General features: G+C 70.9%; 16 protein-coding genes. 4 read left to right on the forward strand and 12 right to left on the reverse strand.

What is annotated here, in order from left to right; genetic code table 11:
* Together ACIPSA_RS05015 and ACIPSA_RS05020 are read right to left on the reverse strand one after the other, a co-directional pair.
* The coding region (locus ACIPSA_RS05015) for a chaplin (RefSeq protein ID WP_402628754.1) at positions 1-577 on the reverse strand (577 nt) is incomplete at its 3' end.
* Positions 578-697: 120 nt separating this feature from the next.
* Positions 698-925 (reverse strand): chaplin, encoded by a 228-nt coding sequence (locus ACIPSA_RS05020; protein ID WP_402628755.1) that lies wholly within the window; start codon positions 923-925, stop codon positions 698-700.
* A gap of 391 nt (positions 926-1,316) precedes the next feature.
* Here ACIPSA_RS05020 and ACIPSA_RS05025 point away from each other — a divergent pair, with 391 nt between their 5' ends.
* Both ACIPSA_RS05025 and ACIPSA_RS05030 read left to right on the forward strand, forming a co-directional pair.
* Complete coding sequence (locus ACIPSA_RS05025; RefSeq protein ID WP_402628757.1) at positions 1,317-1,727, forward strand: rodlin; 411 nt, start codon at positions 1,317-1,319, stop codon at positions 1,725-1,727.
* A gap of 286 nt (positions 1,728-2,013) precedes the next feature.
* On the forward strand, positions 2,014-2,421 hold the full coding sequence (locus tag ACIPSA_RS05030; protein WP_402628759.1) for a rodlin: 408 nt from the start codon (positions 2,014-2,016) through the stop codon (positions 2,419-2,421).
* 55 nt (positions 2,422-2,476) lie between these two features.
* Here the strand turns inward: ACIPSA_RS05030 and ACIPSA_RS05035 are convergent, their stop codons facing one another.
* The 4 genes from ACIPSA_RS05035 to ACIPSA_RS05050 all read right to left on the reverse strand — a co-directional run bounded on the left by ACIPSA_RS05035 (position 2,477) and on the right by ACIPSA_RS05050 (position 9,767).
* Positions 2,477-4,396, reverse strand: coding sequence for an AMP-dependent synthetase/ligase (locus tag ACIPSA_RS05035; protein ID WP_402628760.1), 1,920 nt, complete (start codon positions 4,394-4,396; stop codon positions 2,477-2,479).
* Between the two features lie 125 nt (positions 4,397-4,521).
* Positions 4,522-6,105 carry a von Willebrand factor type A domain-containing protein gene (locus ACIPSA_RS05040; RefSeq protein ID WP_402628762.1) on the reverse strand — a complete coding sequence of 528 codons (1,584 nt, stop codon included), beginning with the start codon at positions 6,103-6,105 and terminating at the stop codon, positions 4,522-4,524.
* A gap of 147 nt (positions 6,106-6,252) precedes the next feature.
* The gene (locus tag ACIPSA_RS05045; protein WP_402628764.1) at positions 6,253-7,116 is read right to left on the reverse strand and encodes an ABC transporter permease; all 864 of its coding nucleotides are present in this window, start codon (positions 7,114-7,116) and stop codon (positions 6,253-6,255) included.
* Positions 7,113-9,767: a CocE/NonD family hydrolase gene (locus tag ACIPSA_RS05050; protein ID WP_402628766.1), complete on the reverse strand. Its 2,655-nt coding sequence runs from the start codon at positions 9,765-9,767 to the stop codon at positions 7,113-7,115. The genes ACIPSA_RS05045 and ACIPSA_RS05050 overlap by 4 nt, the downstream gene beginning before the upstream one ends.
* A gap of 115 nt (positions 9,768-9,882) precedes the next feature.
* Between ACIPSA_RS05050 and ACIPSA_RS05055 the strand changes: the two genes are divergently transcribed.
* On the forward strand, positions 9,883-10,299 hold the full coding sequence (locus ACIPSA_RS05055) for a GNAT family N-acetyltransferase (RefSeq protein ID WP_402628768.1): 417 nt from the start codon (positions 9,883-9,885) through the stop codon (positions 10,297-10,299).
* A gap of 9 nt (positions 10,300-10,308) precedes the next feature.
* Here ACIPSA_RS05055 and ACIPSA_RS05060 read toward each other — a convergent pair whose 3' ends face one another.
* Positions 10,309-11,718 carry an APC family permease gene (locus ACIPSA_RS05060; protein WP_402628770.1) on the reverse strand — a complete coding sequence of 470 codons (1,410 nt, stop codon included), beginning with the start codon at positions 11,716-11,718 and terminating at the stop codon, positions 10,309-10,311.
* Between the two features lie 360 nt (positions 11,719-12,078).
* Between ACIPSA_RS05060 and ACIPSA_RS05065 the strand changes: the two genes are divergently transcribed.
* Entirely contained in the window at positions 12,079-12,924 is an 846-nt protein-coding gene (locus ACIPSA_RS05065; protein WP_402628772.1) for a hypothetical protein, read from the forward strand.
* A gap of 66 nt (positions 12,925-12,990) precedes the next feature.
* Here the strand turns inward: ACIPSA_RS05065 and mmsA are convergent, their stop codons facing one another.
* The 5 genes from mmsA to iolC are packed head-to-tail and all read right to left on the reverse strand — an operon-like array spanning position 12,991 to position 19,105.
* Positions 12,991-14,493, reverse strand: coding sequence for a CoA-acylating methylmalonate-semialdehyde dehydrogenase (gene mmsA / locus ACIPSA_RS05070; protein ID WP_402628774.1), 1,503 nt, complete (start codon positions 14,491-14,493; stop codon positions 12,991-12,993).
* Positions 14,494-14,507: 14 nt separating this feature from the next.
* The gene (iolD, locus tag ACIPSA_RS05075; RefSeq protein ID WP_402628776.1) at positions 14,508-16,391 is read right to left on the reverse strand and encodes a 3D-(3,5/4)-trihydroxycyclohexane-1,2-dione acylhydrolase (decyclizing); all 1,884 of its coding nucleotides are present in this window, start codon (positions 16,389-16,391) and stop codon (positions 14,508-14,510) included.
* A complete protein-coding gene (iolB, locus tag ACIPSA_RS05080) occupies positions 16,388-17,203 on the reverse strand; it encodes a 5-deoxy-glucuronate isomerase (RefSeq protein WP_402628778.1) in 816 nt (271 codons plus the stop codon). Before iolB ends, iolD begins: the two co-directional genes overlap by 4 nt.
* Positions 17,204-17,210: 7 nt before the next feature.
* Positions 17,211-18,143 (reverse strand): deoxyribose-phosphate aldolase, encoded by a 933-nt coding sequence (locus ACIPSA_RS05085; protein ID WP_402629504.1) that lies wholly within the window; start codon positions 18,141-18,143, stop codon positions 17,211-17,213.
* Between the two features lie 11 nt (positions 18,144-18,154).
* Entirely contained in the window at positions 18,155-19,105 is a 951-nt protein-coding gene (gene iolC / locus ACIPSA_RS05090) for a 5-dehydro-2-deoxygluconokinase (RefSeq protein WP_402628780.1), read from the reverse strand.
* Between the last annotated feature and the right edge of the window lie 100 nt (positions 19,106-19,205).

Below are 19,205 nucleotides of genomic sequence, written 5' to 3' on the forward strand. Positions count from 1 at the left end.
GCCCGGTAGTGGGCGGCGTCGTCGGCTGACCCGTAGTGGGAGGCGTCGTCGGCTGACCCGTAGTGGGAGGCGTCGTCGGCTGCCCCGTAGTGGGAGGCGTCGTCGGATGCTTGACGACGGGCGGCGGCACCGCAGGCTGCCCGGCGTGGTTGCCGCAGCTGTTGCCGGCGGCGGGGTTGAGGAGGCCGATCACGTTGACTGTGTTGCCGCACGCGTTCACCGGTGCGTGCACCGGCACCTGCACGGTGTTGCCGGAGCCGACGCCGGGTGAGTTCTCCGCGCTGCCGGACGCCGACGAGCCGGAGAAGCTGTTGCCCGTACCCGTACCCGAACCCGAACCGTTGGCACAGGCGTTGCCGAACGCCGGATTCAGCGCGGCCACGACACCGACCGAGTTGCCGCACGCGTTAACCGGCACATGGACCGGGACCTGGACGGTGTTGCCGGACGCGACTCCGGGCGAGTCCTTGGTGGCCCCGTTGGCATCCGTGTCGGCGAGCGCGGCGCCACCGCACAGGGACAGGATGCTCGTCGCGGCGGCGGCCGCGACCATTCCCTTGCTCAGGGTCTGTCGCAATCTCGTTGGTCTTCCTGCTTGAAGAAATGGGAAAGCCGACCCGGGAACGGAGAATCCAAGGATCAACGGTCCGAGGCCGACCGTGACACAGCCGGTTGGCTGATGCGTTGCGTTACGTCGTCACTGGTTGACGCAGGCGTTGCCAAATGCCGGGTTCAGCAGGCCGACGACGTCAATTGAGTTGCCGCACAGATTGATCGGAATCTCCACGGGGATCTGGACGACATTGCCGGACAGGACACCCGGGCTCCCGGTGGCGGCACCCTGGGCGCCGGTGTCGGCGAACGCCGGAACGGCCGCCCCCACAGCCAGAATGGCGCCGACGATGACAGCGGCGGTCTCCTTCATGAACTCTTCCCTTCTCTGCGGTCACGCCCCTATGACGGCCGAAGCCGAGCGAGCACGACTTGTACGGCTCGCACCATGACCGGCAGGCTGTAGAACGAGGGATGGGCAGGCGAGGAAACTGCGGAGCGCACGGCGCCCGGAAATTCACCCCAACGCCTTCACTCCATCGCCTGAGGAGAATTTGCCTTTCCGGCTCCTCGCCAAGCCGCACGTTCCCTCTCTTGCATCAACCAGGCGCGCCAGGAATGGTTGCGGAACGTCACCCGATCGGCCCCCTGCGCCCCATGAAATTCGCTTGCGCCGACCGGGTGAATGGCAGCAACCATGCGGCCCGACGGCAGTTGAACCAGGGCGCTCCGGTGGACGGGGTTTCTTCAGAAGGGAACAGCAAGTGATCAAGAAGGTTCTGGCTTCCGCCGCGGTCGCCGCTTCCGTCGTCGGTGCCTCGGCCGCCGCCGCCTCTCCCGCGCTGGCGACCGGTGACGACCAAGGCACCACCTCCGCCAGCGGCGTCGGGGCCAGCCAGTCGTTCGGCAACTCGGCCACGTACGGCAACATGAGCCCCCAGCTGGCGCTCATCCAGGGCTCCCTCAACAAGCCCTGCGTCGGCCTGCCCGCGAAGGCGAACGTCGGCTCGCTGGTCGGCGTCATCCCGGTCGCGGTCCAGGACGTCCCGGTCCTGTCGTCCCCGCAGAACCAGCAGTGCGTCGAGAACTCGACGCAGGCCAAGGGCGACGAGCCGCTGTCGCACCTCCTGGACGACATCTCGGCCCTGTCCAGCAACGGCACCGGCAACCACTGATCGGGCGATTCCCGGACCCCCTTCCGGGACACCAACGGCGGGCCACCGAGTTCTCGGTGGCCCGCCGTTCTACGTTGCTTCGCGTGACGCCGAAGAGAGACCGCCCCTTCACGCTCCGCGAACGGGGGATACGGAGGGTACGGGGGACACAGGGGATACAGGGGTGTTTTTCCCATGATCGGAATGAGCTGGGCCGATCGGACCAACCCCCGCAACCCTCACCTGCTCCAAACAGTTGACGATCACGCAGCTCCTCCCCGGAGTCCGCCTTTCGAAGGGAAAGAACATGAAGAAGCTGTGGGCAACCGCGGCTGTCGCCGCCTCCGTCGCCGGTCTCGGGGCCGCGGCCGCCCCCCAGGCGCTCGCCATCGGCAACGACAACGGCACCACGTCCGCCAGCGGCACCGGCGCCACGTCGATGTTCGGCAACTCGGCCACCGCCGGTGACCTGAGCCCGCAGCTGTCGCTGGTCCAGGGCTCCCTCAACAAGCCGTGCGTGGGCCTGCCCGCGAAGGCGAACGTCGGCTCGCTCGTCGGTCTCGTCCCGGTCGCGGTCCAGGACGTCCCGGTCCTGTCGTCCCCGCAGAACCAGCAGTGCGTCGAGAACTCGACGCAGGCCAAGGGCGACGAGCCGCTGTCGCACATCCTGGACGACATCTCGGCCCTGTCCGGCAACGGCACCACCAACGGCTGAGCTCGCACTCCGCCTCGGCGGGTCACCGGTCCACCGGTGACCCGCCGTTCGTATGTCACGGGTGGTACAGCGCCTCGATCTCCTCCTCGTACGCGGCCGTCACCGCGTGCCGCTTGACCTTGAGCGACGGCGTCAGCAGCCCGTTCTCCTCGGTGAACTCCCCCTCGACAAGGGTGAAGGCGCGGATGGACTCGGCGCGCGAGACGGCCTCGTTGGCGTAGTCGACCGCCCTCTGCACCTCGGCGCGCAGCCGCGGGTCCCGTACGAGCCCGGACAGCGGGGTGTCCGCGGGCAGCTTCCGTACGGACAGCCAGTGGGCGACCGCCTCGGGGTCGAGGGTGACCAGGGCGGCGACGAAGGGGCGGTTGTCGCCGACGACGAGGCACTGGCCGACCGGCGAGCGGCTGCGCAGCCGGTCCTCCAGGACGGCCGGGGAGACGTTCTTGCCCCCGGAGGTGACGAGGATGTCCTTCTTGCGGCCGGTGATGGTGAGGTAGCCGTCGTCGTCGAGGGAGCCGAGGTCGCCGGTGGCGAACCAGCCGTTCCGCAGCACCGCGTCGGTCGCGGCGGGGTTGTTCCAGTAGGCCCCGAAGACCAGCCCGCCCCTGATCAGTACCTCGCCGTCGTCGGCGATGCGAACAGCCGCACCGGGGATCGGCGGGCCGACCGTGCCGGGGCGGGGCCCCAGCGGGGGCACGATGGTGGCAGCCGCGGTGGTCTCGGTGAGGCCGTATCCCTCGTAGACGATGATTCCGGCCGCGGCGAAGAACAGGTTGAGGTTGCGGTCGAGCGGGGAGCCGCCGCTGATGGCGTATCGCAGGCGGCCGCCCAGCTCCTTGCGGACACGGCGGTAGACCAGCAGGTCGTACAGGGCCCAGGCGGCGTACAGGCCGGGGCCGGGGCCCTTGCCGGTGCCCAGGAACTTGCGCAGATACGCCTCCCCGAAGCGCACGGCGATCCGGTCGGCGCGGTCGAAGGACGCGCCCCGGCCCATTCGCTCGGCGGTCGCGCGCCCGGTGTCGTGGATCTTCTCGAAGAGGTACGGCACCCCGACCAGGAAGGTGGGGCGGAACTCCCTCAGGGCCGGGCGGAGTTCGTCGGGCTTCACGCTGGGGAAGTGGCCGATCTCGATGCGGGCCATCAGGCAGGCGATCTGCAGGGTGCGGCCCATGATGTGGGCGAGCGGCAGGAAGAGCAGGGTGGAGGCGGTCTGTCCGGTGACCGCCTGGAAGACGGGGTGGAGCAGTTCGACCGTGTTGGCGGCCTCGGCGTGCAGGTTGGCGTGGGTGAGGACGCAGCCCTTGGGCTTCCCGGTGGTGCCGGAGGTGTAGCAGACCGTGGCCGCGGTGTCGGGGGTCAGCGCGGTACGTCGCTTGGCGACCTCCTCTTCGGGGACGTCCCGGCCGAGGGCGGTGAGCTCGGCGAGGGCGTCCTCGTCGAGCCGCCAGACGCGCGGGGGGTCGGGGTGGCCGGCGGTGCCGGTGGCGACGGTGGTGGCGTTCTCGGCGGTCTCGGTGACGACGTGGCGGGCGCCGGAGTCGCGGACGATCCACTCCACCTGCTCGGCGGAGGAGGTCGCGTAGACCGGGACGGTCTGGCCGCCGGCCGCCCAGACGGCGAAGTCCAGGACGGTCCACTCGTAGCGGGTGCGGGACATGACGGCGACCCGGCCGCCCGGTTCGAGGCCCGCCGCGATCAGTCCCTTGGCGACGTCCGTGACATCGCGGGCGAAGGCGGCCGCCGTGACCGGGCGCCAGACACCGCTCTCGCGGCGGCGCAGGACCACGGCGTCGGGGGCCTCGGCCGCGTTGGTGAAGGGCAGGTCGGCGGTGGAGCCGGTCGTCCTGCCCGGTGCGAGCGCCGGGGTGCGGGCCTCGCGTACGACGCCGTGCTCGTCCCTGACGATCTCGACCCTGGTGCGGGCCGCCAGGTCGGTGCGCTGCCGTGCCCGCTTCAAGTCCTTGCGTACGCCCATGACGGCTCCCGGTCGCGGCTGTTGCTGTCCTGCTGCCGAACGCGCTTGACGAAAGGTCAACTTACTCACGCGTAAGCATTGGTCAATGGGTTTCGCCGCACGCGGACTCCCGTTCTACTCCCCTTCTACTCCCCTGAGCGGTCCGCCTCCTCGATCGCCTGGGCGAGTTCGCTCACCGCCCCATCCTCGGTGACGCGGGCCAGATCGACGGCGTGCCGGTGGAGTCCGCGGAGCCCCGGGTCACCCGGCAGCCGGTTCCACCGGTCGTCCCCCTCGCGCAGGGCGTCGGCGAAGTAGGCGGCGACCGCGGTGACCTGGAAGCGGGGCGTCGCGCTCCAGACGGAGTCGGTCAAGGCGCCGGTCTCCACTTCGCCGGACGCCTCGTGCGGGTCGCGGGTGCCGGGGTCGAGCCAGCGGACGGTGGCGGTGGCGAGGTGGCCCGACGCGCCGGGCCTGGTGCGGACGACGTAGAGCGCGGTCACGGTGTGGCCGGGGCCGACCTCGCCGCCGTCGACATGGTCGTCGCGGAAGTCGTCGTCGGCGACCCTGCGGTCGTCGTATCCGACGAGGCGGAACTCGGCGACCGTGTGCGGGTCGAAGGCGACCTGGGCCTTGGCGTCGCGGGCGGTGAGCTCGATGTTCTGCGGGAGCTGCTCGCAGAACACCTTGCGGGCGTCCTCGGTGTCGGACACGTACACGGTGTGCCCGTCGCCCTTGTCGGCGAGGCGCTCCATCAGGGCGTCGCCGTAGTCGCTGCCGACGCCGACGCCGAAAAGGGTGATGCCGTGCTCGCGGCGGGCCGTCGAGATGCGTTCGAGGATGGAGTCGGGGTCGGTGTCGCCGTCGTTGGCGAGCGCGTCGGAGACGAGGACGACCCGGTTGGTCGCGCCCTTGCGCAGGCCCTCGACGGCGGTGGCGTACCCGGTTTCGACACCCGCGGCGAGATCGGTGGAGGACAGTGCCTCCAGGCCGTCGACGGCGTCGTGGACCTCGCCCCGGTGGCCCTTGAGACGGGTCATCGGCAGCACGGTCTCGGCCTCCGAGCTGAAGGTGACGATCGCGACCGAGTCGTCGTCGCGCAGCCGGTCCGTCATCGTGTCGAGGGACCGCTTGGCGAGGTCCAGACGGCCCGGTTCGTCCATGGAGCCGGAGACGTCGATGACGAACGTGAGGGCGGCGGGCGGGCGTTCGGCGGTCTCCTCGGCGGTCCGGGTGGCCAGGCCGACCCTGACCAGGGACCAGTTCTTGTCGGTGCGGGCGCCGTCGACCGTGACGGAGAAGCCGTTGCCGTCGGGGCGCCGGTAGTCCTGGCGGAAGCTGTTGACGAACTCCTCCGGACGAATCGTCGACGGGTCCGGCCGCTGCCCGTCGGCGAGGGTGCGGCGCGCGTAGCCGTAGGAGGCGGTGTCGACGTCCAGGGCGAAGGTGGAGAGGTGGTCCGGGGTGCTCCGCTCCTCGTCCTGAGCCTCCCGCGAACCCTGGCTGCGGGCCGGGGCCGGAAGCCCGCCGTTCTTCGAACCGCCGTTGTTCGACCCGCTGTTGTTCGGCCCGCCGTTGTTCGGCCCCCCGTTGTTCGAAGCGCCGTTGTTCGCCTCGCGGTGGGAACCGTCGGCGCTGCCGCCCGCGGAGCAGCCGGTGAGCAGCAGCCCGCCCGCCGCCGCGAGGGCGATCAGCACACTCCGTGTCCGCCGTATCCGGTACTGCTCCATCTCGTCTGCCCCCTGTGCCGGTTGACGTCGACATCTGTGACTGTGACGGCGCGGGCTGACGGAACGTGCGACACGGAGCGTTGCGGATGCGTCTCGAAGCGGCCACGGAGCGGGCCCGCCGAGACCGGTGGGTGATCTTCCGGTGACCTAGGAGACCACGTCCTTGCGGGCGAAACCCCGGAAGGCCAGGGCGAACAGCACGAGCGCGTACGTTATGGAAATCGCGGTGCCCTGGATCATGCCGTTCCACTCGGCGTGCGGCTGTACGGCGTCGGCCCAGGCGTACTGCCAGTGCGCGGGCAGGAAGTCGCGCCAGTGGCCGAGGGCGGTGACGGCGTCCAGGACGTTGCCGACGATGGTCAGGCCGACCGCGCCGCCGACCGCGCCGAGCGGGGCGTCCGTCTTCGTCGACAGCCAGAACGCGAGCCCGGCGGTTACCAGTTGGGAAACGAAGATGTACGCCACGACCACCAGGAGGCGCTGGGCGGCAGTGCCCGCGTCGAGCGCGCCGCCGGTGGGGATCTGCAGCGGGCCCCAGCCGTAGGCGGCCGTGCCGACGGCGAGCGCCACGAGCGGCAGCAGCACCATCGCCGTCAGGCTGAGCCCGAGCCCCACGACGAGCTTGGACCACAGCAGCCGGGCCCGGGGCACGGGCGCGGCGAGCAGATAGCGCAGGGAGGACCAGCCGGCCTCCGAGGCGACCGTGTCACCGCAGAACAGGGCGACCGGGATCACCAGGAGGAAGCCGGCCGAGACGAACAGGTTCACCGCGGCGAAGTTGGCGCCGGACGCGGTGGCCGTGTCCATCAGTGTGACCTGGCCGTTGCGGCTGCCCGGGTCACCGCCGATCGCGAAGGCGATCACCAGCACGAACGGCAGTACGGCGAGGATCCCGCCCATGATCAGTGTGCGGCGCCGCTTGAGCTGGCGGACCAGCTCCACCCGCAGCGGCAGGGTGCGCCCGGCGCGGTAGCCGGAGGCCACCTCGACGGGCTCGGTGAGCGTGCTCACGGGGTACCTCCGATCAGGGTGAGGAAGGCGTCTTCCAGGCGCCGGTGGGGGCCGACCGAGGTGACGGGCACGTCGAGCCGTACGAGTTCGGCGACCAGGCGGGACGCGCTCCCCTCGGCGTCGAGGCGGACGAGGAGTCCGTCCTCGGTGCGGACCGCGGAGGCGACTCCGGGCAGCGCGGCCACCTTCTCGACGACGGGCTCCTCCACCGGTGCGGGGGTGCCCACGAGCAGCGTGTCGCCGGAGCCGACGATCTCGCCGACCGGGCCGGCCTGGACCAGGCGGCCGCGGTCCATCACCACCAGGTGGGTGCAGGACTGCTCGACCTCGGCCAGGAGGTGGCTGGAGACGATCACCGTGCGGCCGGCGGCCGCGTAGCGGATCATCACCTCGCGCATCTCGCGGATCTGTGGCGGGTCGAGACCGTTGGTGGGCTCGTCGAGGATGAGGAGGTCCGGCAGGCCGAGCATGGCCTGGGCGATGGCGAGTCGCTGGCGCATGCCCTGGGAGTAGGTGCGCACCGCGCGGGCGAGCGCGTCACCGAGGCCCGCGATCTCCAGGGCCTCGGCGAGGTGCGCGTCCTCGGGCGGGCGGCCGGTCGCCTGCCAGTACAGCTCCAGGTTCTCGCGGCCGGAGAGGTGCGGCAGGAAGCCCGCGCCCTCCACGAACGCACCCACCCGGGACAGCACCGGCGCACCCGGCCGGATCGCGTGCCCGAACACGCGGATCTCTCCGCCGTCCGGCTTGATCAGGCCCATCAGCATGCGCAGGGTCGTCGTCTTGCCCGCGCCGTTCGGCCCGAGCAGGCCCAGCACCTGGCCCTTCTCGACGCGGAAGGACAGCTCCCGCACCGCGTACCGGTCGGAGGACTTCGCGTACCGCTTGCTGAGGTCGGTTATCTGGAGCGGGACTTCGGCCAGCGCGGGGTCGGGCGCGGGGACCGCCGTACGACGGCGGCCGGTGACCAGCAGGGTCAGCGCGAGGGCCGCGCCGGCCACGGGCAGCCACCACACCCACGCGGGCAGCGAGGCCGCCGCGGTCGTGACACCGGGGGCGGTGGGGACGCTCAGGTCTCCCTTCAGGGAGACGGTGTAGGTGGCCGGGGCCGCCGGGGAGGCGTAGCCGAGGTCCGTGGAGGCGAGGACCAGGCGGAGCCGGTGGCCCTTCTGCACCTCGTGGTCGATCGCCGGGAGCGTGACCTGGACGTCCTTGCCGGTCTTGGCGCCCTCGACCCGGAGGGGGGCGACCAGTTGGGCGGGCAGCACCTGCTGGGTGCCGTCGGGGCCGACGTCGTACACCTTCCCGAAGAGGACGGCGTCGTCGCCGGTCGACTTCACATGGACGGTCACCGTGGGCGATCCGGTGATCCGCAGGTCGTTGTCGAGCGGGGCCGAGTCGAACCTGGCGTACTGGCCGGGGAAGTCGAGGGACACCCCGACGCCGAGGGAGGACAGCTGGGCGAGGCCGCCGGCGGAGCCGAGGCCGGGCAGGGCGGAGACGGCGGGCGGGCTCGCCCCGGCCGGGTTGGCGAAGCGCTGCTCGCCGCCGGTCAGGGCGATCGTGCGCCGGTGGCTCTCCAGGCCCGGGTAGGCGTCGGCACTCGCCCCGCGCAGCAAGGCGGCGCCGTCGGTGGAGTCGATGCCTCCGGTGCGGGTGATCCGGAAGGCCGGGCCGGTACCGGCGCCCTTGTCGCCCTTGAGGTAGCGGTCGAACCAGGCTGTCACCCGCTTCTGCACACGGCTCGACTCCATGTCGCCGCCGTCGTGCCCGCCCGCGATCCAGTCGACGTCGACCGGGGCCCCGTTCGCGCGGATCGCCTTCGAGGCCGCGTCGGACTGGGCGAGTGTGAAGAGGGAGTCCGTCTGGCCCTGCACCAGGAGCGTGGGCACCTTGATGCGGTCGGCGACGGCGGACGGCGAGCGCTCCTCCAGCAGAGTCCGCGCGGCCGCGTCCGGTCTGCCCGACTCGGCGACCCGGTCGTACATCCGGCACAGCTCGGGCTCGAACTTCTCGCAGCCGCCGCTGGTGTTGAAGAAGACGCCGGCCCAGAGCTTCTTGAACACGCCGTCGGGGAACAGGGCGTCCGCGAGGTTCCAGTAGGTGATCGCGGGGGCGATGGCGTCCACCCGGTCGTCGTACCCGGCGGCGAGCAGGGAGATCGCGCCGCCGTACGAGCCGCCGGCCACGCCCACGCGCGGGTCGCCGCTCCTGTCGAGCCGTACCTGGGGCTGCTTCGCCAGCCAGTCGATGAGCCGGGAGACGTCGGCGACCTCGTGCTTCGGGTCGTTCAGCCCGATCTTCCCCGTCGACTTCCCGAAGCCGCGCGCGGACCAGGTCAGTACCGCGTACCCGTCACGGGCGAGGTCCTGCGCCTCCTGCCGTACGTCGTCCTTGCTGCCGCCGAAGCCGTGGCCCAGCAGGACGGCCGGGCGGCGGCCGGCGGTGGTGGACGTGAAGTAGGAGGTGTCGATGCGCACCCCGTCGCCCATGTTCATGACCCGGTCGGTCCGGCGCACCGGGGGCGCGTCGTCGGAGGCGGCGAGGGCCGTCCACGTCCCGGCACCGGCGAGCACGACGACGGCGGCCGCGGCGGCCAGTATCCGCCGCGGCCGCCGAAGCAGCCCGCCGAGACCGGGCATTCGAAGATCCATGCGTCAACGGTACGGTCCGCCGCCGACATCCGATGCAGCCGCCGGGCTGAACCCCGCCCCCTCCCCCAGGAGTACGGGCCTCTCCGCGTGTACACCAGCCGTGGTACGAAGGCTCATGGAGATTCGTCGCGCGGGCTCCGTCTGCGAAGTCGCCGCAGCCGGGGACCTCTTCGACCACGCCGTCCGCACCGAGTGGGCCGAGCGGTTCCTGACGGCCGCCGGACACCACCTGTTCCTGGCCTACGAGGACGGCACGGACGCCCCCGTCGGCTTCGTCAGCGGCGTCGAGACGATCCACCCCGACAAGGGCACCGAGATGTTCCTGTACGAGCTCGCGGTCGCGGAGCCGTACCGGCGCCGGGGCATCGGACGGGCGCTGGTCGGCCGGCTCGCGGCGCTGGGCCGGGAGCTGGGCTGCTACGGGATGTGGGTCCTGGTCGACACCGGGAACGACGTCGCCCTTGCCGCCTATCGCAGTGCGGGCGGCAAGGGCGAGGGTACGTGCTCGGTGGTGACGTGGGACTTCGACTGAGCGGGCCGGTTACGCCTGCGCGTCCTCCGGGATCGACACCAGCCAGCGGGTCTCGCGGCGCGGGCGGAGGTAGAAGACCCAGTAGAGGGTGGCGACGGCCGTGATGCCGCCGGTCCACAGCAGGTAGCTCACCTCCTGCTGGCTGAGGATGTACGCCAGGACGGCGATGAGCAGGACCGGCATCGCGGGCCACAGCGGCATGCGCCAGGCGGGCGTGTGCTTGTGCGAGCCGCGCCGGGAGAGCAGGGCGGCGATCGCGACGAGCAGGTACATGCCGGTCACCGAGACGCCCGTGACGCCGTACAGCGTGTCCAGGTTGACGAAGCAGAGCAGCGCGCCGGGGACGCCCACCGCGAGCGTGGCGACCCAGGGGGAGCCGAAGCGGCCGAGCTTGGAGAAGACGTTGTTGACCGGCTCGGGCCAGGCCTTGTCGCGGGCCGAGGCGAACAGGACGCGGGAGTTCTGGATGACCATGACGATGCCCGCGTTGATGATCGCGAGGGCCACGCAGAGGCTGACGAAGGTGCCGACGGCGGAGTTGGACCAGGCGGTGACCATGGAGCTGATGTCGCCGCCCGTGAGCTCCTTGAGGTCGGAGGCGCCCATGGTGATGGCGACCACCGGGACCAGGATGATCACGGTGGAGATGGCGAGGGTGGCCAGGACCGTGCGGGCGACGTTGCGGCGCGGGTGCTCCAGCTCCTCGGAGAGGTAGACGGCGGTGGAGAAGCCCTGGGTGACGAAGAGGGCGATGGCGAGGCCGGAGACGACCAGCATGGCCGTCACGGTGTCCGTGTGCCCGTTCTCGCCCGCCACCTGCATCGAGGTGAGGCTGCCGAGGCCGCGGTGGCCGTGGCTGAAGCCCAGCACGGCCACGACGCCGGCGGCGATGACCTCCAGGACGAGGAAGATGCCGGTGATCCAGGCGTTGGCGCGCAGGTCGAGCAGGCCGGCCAGGGTGGCGAGGAGCATCACGCCGGCGCCGGTCATCGCCGGGTCGAGGTGGGCGATCGGGGCGAGGTAGTCGGCCGTGCCCATCGCGATCACCGGCGGGACGATCATCACGACCAGCAGGGAGAGCACGAAGACCAGCCAGCCCGCCAGCCGCCCGGCCATCGTCGACACCATGGCGTACTCGCCGCCCGCGCTGGGGATGAGGGTGCCCAGCTCGGAGTAGCAGAACGCCACGGCGATACAGAGCAGGGAGCCGATGGCGATCGTCAGGGCGGTGGCCGTGCCGAGCGAACCGAACAGGTCGGGGACCACCACGAAGAGCGTGGAGGCGGGCGTCACGCACGACAGCGTCAGCAGGGTGCCGCCGACGACTCCGATGGAACGCTTGAGCTTCTGGGGGCTGTCGGAGGTGCCCGGGGCGCCTTCCAGGACAGCGGTCTCGACAGGGCGGAGCGTGTCGGTCATGCGGCGGTTCCGATCGACTCGTGCGGTGGTGGTTCGGGCGGGAGCGCTATCGCCTCCGGCGGCTCGCGTCGTACATGTTTCTCTCGCTCCCGGCGCTGATGGAACCCCGACGAAAACCAGCACGTCAATGGCTGTTCACCTACGGAATTCGTTGATCGACAGCGTCTTTGATCGCGTATTCAGCACTTTCCCCAAGGTCCGCTGCGCCTCGGGTCCGTACGAGAATCGCAGGTGGGGCGTCAAAAAAACGTCAGGACGTCCGGAATCCGGACGCCCGAAATCCGGTCGCGCCGGTGTCAGGGGGGCCCGCTAGAGTGCAGCGGTCACAAACGACACACAGGAATTTCGGGGTGGGGACAGATGAAGCTGCGGCACACCGCGGCCTGGGTGGGCTTCACGGCGGCGGCGCTGGTGGCGACCTCCGCGTGCAGCGCCGAGGGCGCGAAGACGGCGGCCAAGGCCGTGGACAACGCCGACAAGGTCATGGCGGCGCTGGCCCGGGCCACGGACCGCACGCAGAACCTCGGCTCCGCCGAGGTGGCGATGAGCACCGACATGGGCACGGGGACGGGCCCGGTGACCATGGAGGGCACGTACTCCTGGGGCGACGGCTTCGCCTTCGACGTCGACATGGACACCAAGGCCGTCCAGATGCAGCGCCTGACGAGCTCTCCGAAGATCCGGATGCTCTTCGTGCACGGCGCCTACTACTACGACATCGACCCGCAGCCCTCCGGCCCGCTCAAGGGCAAGGAGTGGATGAAGATCGACGGCTCGGCGGTGTTCGGCGAGAAGGGCGGCCAGGCGATGGCCGGGGGCACCGGCGGCGGCAGCCCGGTCGCCTCCATGAAGGCCCTGAAGTACGCCAACGACGTCGACGACCTCGGCAAGCAGACCGTCGACGGACAGAGCGCGACCCACTACCACGCCGTGATCAAGGCGAACCAGATGGGCAAGTTCAAGGACCTCTACGGCGACAAGAACAACGCGTTCAACCAGATGACCGGCGCCAACGGCTCGATGACCATGGACATCTGGGTGAACGACAAGGACCTGCCGGTCCGCATGAAGCAGGTGTTCGGCTCCGCCACCGTCACCACGGACTTCAAGAAGTTCGGCAAGACGGCCACGGTCAAGGCCCCGCCCGCCGCGCAGACCGGTGACCTCACCGAGCTGCTGAAGCAGCAGCAGAAGCAGCAAGGCTGAGCCCGGACGCGGCGGTGCCCCGCCCTCTGCCACGCGGAGGACGGGGCACCGTGTCGTACCGGCGTCTCAGTGGTTGCGCGGGAAGCCCAGGTCGACGCCCGCCGGGGCCTCGGACGGGTCCGGCCAGCGCGTGGTGACGACCTTGCCGCGGGTGTAGAAGTGCGTGCCGTCGTTGCCGTAGATGTGGTGGTCGCCGAAGAGCGAGTCCTTCCAGCCGCCGAAGGAGTGGTAGCCCACCGGCACCGGGATCGGCACGTTCACGCCGACCATGCCGGCCTCGATCTCCAGCTGGAAGCGGCGGGCGGCGCCGCCGTCCCGGGTGAAGATCGCGGTGCCGTTGCCGAACGGCGAGGCGTTGATGAGGGCGACGCCCTCCTCGTACGTGTCGACGCGCAGCACGCACAGCACCGGGCCGAAGATCTCGTCCTGGTACGCCTTCGCGCTGGTCGGCACCTTGTCGAGCAGCGAGATGCCGATCCAGTGGCCGTCCTCGTAGCCCTCGACCGTGTAGCCGGTGCCGTCGAGCACGACCTCAGAGCCCTCGGCCGCCGCGCCCTCGACGTAGGAGGCCACCTTGTCGCGGTGGACCTTGGTGATCAGCGGGCCCATCTCGGAGGCCGGGTCGTTGCCGGGGCCGATCTTGATCTTCTCGGCGCGCTCGCGGATCTTCTCCACCAGCTCGTCGCCGATGGCGCCGACCGCGACGACCGCGGAGATCGCCATGCAGCGCTCGCCCGCGGAGCCGTAGGCGGCCGAGACAGCGGCGTCGGCGGCCGCGTCCAGGTCGGCGTCCGGCAGGACCAGCATGTGGTTCTTGGCGCCGCCCAGGGCCTGTACGCGCTTGCCGTTGGCGGAGGCGGTGGTGTGGATGTAGCGGGCGATCGGGGTCGAGCCGACGAAGGAGACGGCCTTGACGTCCGGGTGCTCCAGGAGGCGGTCGACGGCCACCTTGTCGCCGTGGACGACGTTGAAGACGCCGTCCGGCAGACCGGCCTCGGCAAGGAGCTCGGCGATCTTGAGGGAGGCCGACGGGTCCTTCTCGGACGGCTTCAGCACGAAGGTGTTGCCGCACGCGATGGCGATCGGGAACATCCACATCGGGACCATCGCCGGGAAGTTGAACGGCGTGATGCCGGCGACCACGCCCAGCGGCTGCCGGATCGACGCCACGTCGACGCGGCTGGCGACCTGCGTGGACAGCTCCCCCTTGAGCTGCACGCTGATGCCGCAGGCCAGGTCGACGATCTCCAGACCGCGCGCGACCTCACCGAGCGCGTCGGAGTGCACCTTGCCGTGCTCGGCGGTGATCAGCTCGGCGATCTCGTCGCGGTGGGCGTCGAGCAGCGCGCGGAACTTGAACAGGATCGAGGTGCGCTGGGCCAGCGAGGACTGGCCCCAGGTGGCGTAGGCGTCCTTCGCGGCGGCCACCGCCGCGTCCACCTCGTCCACGGACGCGAACGCGACCTTGGTGGTGACCACGCCGGTCGCCGGGTCCGTGACCGGCCCGTGCGTGCCCGAAGCGCCTTCGACGGTCTTGCCGCCGATCCAGTGGTTGACGATCTTCGTCATGCCCGGTTACTCCTTCACAGATGGCGGCGTCGGGTAGAGACGTGCCGTTCGTACAGCTCACGTGCCTTGACCGCGGACGATCGGGTCGCGGTCTCCGCCACAGGAACATCCCACCAGGCCTGCGCCGGAGGCGCGCCCGACACAGTGTCTGCGGTTTCGGTCTCCACGTAGACACATGTGGGAGTGTCGGCGGCCCGCGCCTCGGCGAGCGCCGCGCGCAGGTCCCGTACGGTCTTCGCGCGCAGCACGCGCATACCGAGGCTGGCCGCGTTGGCGGCGAGGTCGACGGGCAGCGGGGCACCCGTGTGGGTGCCGTCCTCGGCCCGGAAGCGGTAGGCGGTGCCGAACCGCTCGCCGCCCACCGACTCGGACAGCCCGCCGATCGAGGCGTACCCGTGGTTCTGCACGAGGAGCATCTTGATCGCGACACCCTCCTGCACCGCGGTCACGATCTCCGTCGGCATCATCAGGTACGTCCCGTCGCCGACCAGCGCCCACACGGGCCGGTCGGGGGCGGCGAGCTTCACACCGATCGCGGCCGGGATCTCGTAGCCCATGCAGGAGTAGCCGTACTCCAGGTGGTACTGGTCCCTCGACCGTGCCCGCCACAGTTTGTGCAGGTCGCCGGGGAGGGAGCCGGCCGCGTTGATGATCACGTCCGTCTCGTCGACTATCGCGTCCAGCGCGCCCAGGACCTGCGGCTGCGTCGGCCGTACGTCCGGCTCGTCGGCCTCGTAGCAGGCGTCGACGCGATGCTCCCAGCGCTCCTTGTCCTCCGTGTACGCGGTGGCGTACGCGTCGGCGACCCGGTGGTCGTGCAGCTCCAGTGCCTCGGTCAGCTCCTCCAGGCAGCTGCGGGCGTCCGCGACGAGCGGGAGCCCGGCGAGCTTGTGGCCGTCGTAGGGAGCGACGTTGAGGTTGAGGAAGCGGACGTCCGGGTTCGCGAAAAGGGTGCCGGAGGCGGTGGTGAAGTCGGTGTACCGGGTGCCCACGCCGATCACCAGGTCGGCGGTGCGGGCGAGTTCGTCGGCGGTGGCCGTGCCGGTGTGGCCGACGCCGCCGACGTCCTGCGGGTGGTCCCAGCGCAGGGAGCCCTTGCCGGCCTGGGTGGAGGCGACGGGGATGCGGGTGGCCTCGGCGAACTCGGCGAGCGCGTCCTCGGCACGGCTGTGATGGACACCGCCGCCCGCGATCACCAGCGGCCTCTGCGCCGCCCGGATCACCCCCACGGCCTCGGCGAGTTCGACCGGGTCGGGCCCCGGCCGCCGTACGATCCACACGCGCTCGGCGAAGAACTCGTCCGGCCAGTCGTACGCCTCCGCCTGTACGTCCTGCGGTAGGGCGAGGGTGACGGCGCCGGTGTCGACGGGGTCGGTGAGCACCCGCATGGCCTGCAGGGCGGCCGGGATCAGGGCTTCGGGCCGGGTGATCCGGTCGAAGTACTTCGACACCGGGCGCAGGCAGTCGTTGACCGACACGTCGCCCGCGTACGGGACTTCGAGCTGCTGCAGGACCGGGTCGGCGGGACGGGCGGCGAAGACGTCGCCGGGCAGGAGCAGGACCGGGAGGTGGTTGACGGTGGCGAGGGCGGCACCCGTGACCAGATTGGTCGCGCCGGGGCCGATGGAGGTCGTCACCGCGTGCGTGGACAGGCGGTTCGACTGACGTGCGTAGCCGACGGCCGCGTGCACCATGGCCTGCTCGTTGCGGCCCTGGTGGTACGGCATGTCGGCGGCGTACTCGATGAGCGCCTGGCCGATCCCGGCGACGTTGCCGTGGCCGAAGATGCCCCAGGTGGCGCCGATCAGGCGCCTGCGCACTCCGTCCCGCTCCGTGTACTGGGCGGACAGGAACCGGACGAGCGCCTGCGCGACCGTGAGCCTCGTCGTTGAGGTCATCGGTAACCCTCCGTGTGATCCGGGTGGAAGCAGATCCGCCACTCGCGGGTCTCGCCCGGACCGGACATGACGTTCAGGTAGTACATGTCGTGCCCGGGCTGGGCGATCGACGGGCCGTGCCATCCGTCGGGAACGAGGACGGCGTCGCCGGAGCGGACCTCGGCGAGGACGTCGGTTCCGCCCTCACGGGAGGGGAATACGCGCTGATACCCGAAACCGTTCGGACCGTCGATCTCGAAGTAGTAGATCTCCTCCAGCTCCGACTCCTCGCCCGGCCGGTGCTCGTCGTGCTTGTGCGGCGGGTACGAGGACCAGTTGCCGCCGGGCGTGATCACCTCGACGGCGATCAGCTTGTCGCACTCGAAGGAGTCGGCGGAGGCGAAGTTGCGGACGCGGCGTGAGCAGTTGCCGCTGCCGCGTACCTCGACGGGGACCTCCGGCGCGGGGCCGTAGCGGGCGGGGAGTCGTCGCTCGCACTTCGCTCCTGCCAGGGCGAAGCGGCCTCCCGCGCCGGAGGCGATCTGGACCCGGGCGTCGCGGGGCGCGTAGGCGAAGTCGGAGGCTCCGCCGAACACGTTGTCCCTGCCCAGGAGTTGGAACTCGTTTCCTTCCGTCCGGACCGTACATCCGCCTTCCAGCGGAAGCACGATCCATTCGCTGTCACCGGTGGTGAACATGTGCGTGCCGCCGGGCTCCAGCTCGACGATCCGCAGACTGCTGTGCGCCCACCCGGCCCGCTTGGGGTCGATGTCGACGACATACTGGGCGCCCGCGGTCGAGCCCTTGCGGAGGTGCAGGTCATTACTGGTCATGCGGCCCTCACAGCAGTCCTACGGCGGTGTCCACGGCGGCGGCCACGTCGTCGTCCGCCGGGTACAGCAGCGAGCGGCCGACCACCAGGCCGCGCACGGTGGGCAGTTGCAGGGCGCCGCGCCACTTCTCGTACGCCGCGTCCTGGTCCTCGGGGGAGTCGCCGATGTCACCGCCCAGCAGGACGGCGGGGAGCGTCGAGGTCTCCATGACCCGGGCCATGTCGTCGGGGTCGGCGGTGACCGGCACCTTCAGCCAGGTGTAGGCCGAACTGCCGCCCAGGCCCGAGGCGATGGCGATGGACTTGGTGACCGCCTCGGCGGACAGGTCGTTCGTGACCCTGCCCTCCGGGGTACGGCGGCTGATGAACGGCTCGACGAAGACCGGGAGCCGCCGGGCGGCCATGTCGTCGATGGCCCGGGCGGTGGACTCCAAGGTGGTCAGGGAGCCCGGGTCGTCGTAGTCGATGCGCAGCAGCAGCTTGCCCGCGTCGAAGCCCAGACGCTGTATGTCCTCGGGACGGTGGCCCGTGAAGCGGTCGTCCATCTCGAAGGACGCGCCCTGGAGGCCGCCGCGGTTCATCGAGCCCATGACGACCTTGTGGTCGAGGGCGCCGAGCAGCAGGAGGTCGTCGAGGATGTCCGCGGTGGCGAGGACGCCGTCGACGCCGGGCCGCGACAGGGCGAGGCAGAGGCGTTCGAGCAGGTCGGCGCGGTTGGCCATGGCCAGCTTGCGGTCGCCGACGCCGAGGGCGCCGCGGGCCGGGTGGTCGGCGGCGACGATCATCAGCCGGCCGTCCTCGTTGAGCAGCGGTCTGCGGGCGCGCCGGGCGGCGGCCTCGGCGATCGCCTCGGGGTGGTGGGTGCGGGTGTGGACCAGCGCGGAGACGTCCACGCGCGCGTGCCTGACGCCGTCCCCGCCCTCGTGGTGGGCGCCTCCCACCTTCCCGGCCCTCACAGCACCGCTCCGGCGTCGAGCGCGGCGGCCACCTCGTCCGGGGTGGGCATCGCGGAGGAGCACTCCAGGCGGGAGGCGACGATCGCGCCGGCCGCGTTGGCGTGCCGCATGATCGTCTCCAGGTCCCAGCCGGCCAGCAGGCCGTGGCAGAGCGAGCCGCCGAAGGCGTCACCGGCGCCGAGGCCGTTGAGGACGTTCACGGGCAGTGGTGGGACCTCGGCCGAGTCACCGTCCCGGTTGACCGCGAGGACGCCCTTGGGGCCCTGCTTGACGACGGCGAGTTCGACCCCGGCGTCGAGCAGCGCGCGGGCCGCGGCGTGCGGTTCACGCATCCCGGTGGCGACCTCCACCTCGTCGAGGTTGCCGACGGCGACCGTGGTGTGGCGCAGGGCCTCGGCGTAGAAGGGGCGGGCGCTGTCGGGGTCCGCCCAGAACATCGGGCGCCAGTCGAGGTCGAAGACCGTCGTACCGGACTTGGCGCGGTGGGCGAGGGCGGCGAGGGTCGCCGTGCGGCTGGGCTCCTCGCTCAGGCCCGTGCCGGTGACCCAGAAGACGCGCGCGTCACGGATGGCGTCGAGGTCCAGGTCGTGGGCGTCGATCTCCAGGTCGGGCGCCTTGGGCTGCCGGTAGAAGTACAGCGGGAAGTCGTCCGGCGGGAAGATCTCGCAGAAGGTGACCGGCGTGGGCAGTCCGGGGACCGGGGTGACCCAGCGGTCGTCGACCCCGAAGCCGCGCAGGGCCTCGTGCAGGTAGGCGCCGAAGGCGTCGTCGCCGGTGCGGGTGATGACCGCCGTGCTGCGGCCCAGGCGGGCGGCGGCGACGGCGACGTTGGTGGCCGACCCGCCGAGGAACTTGCCGAAGGACGACACCTGGGCGAGTGGAACACCCGTCTGCAGCGGATAGAGGTCCACTCCGATCCGCCCCATGGTGATCAGGTCGTACGCCATCGGCTTCCCTTCGTCACGGCTCTCCCCCGGTTTGTAGTCCCGTACCCGGAGCCCTGTCAATGTTTTGTCCAGACATTCGGACCAGACCTTGACACCCCTT

This window comes from Streptomyces sp. NPDC086549 (assembly GCF_044746205.1).
Classification (GTDB): Bacteria; Actinomycetota; Actinomycetes; order Streptomycetales; family Streptomycetaceae; genus Streptomyces.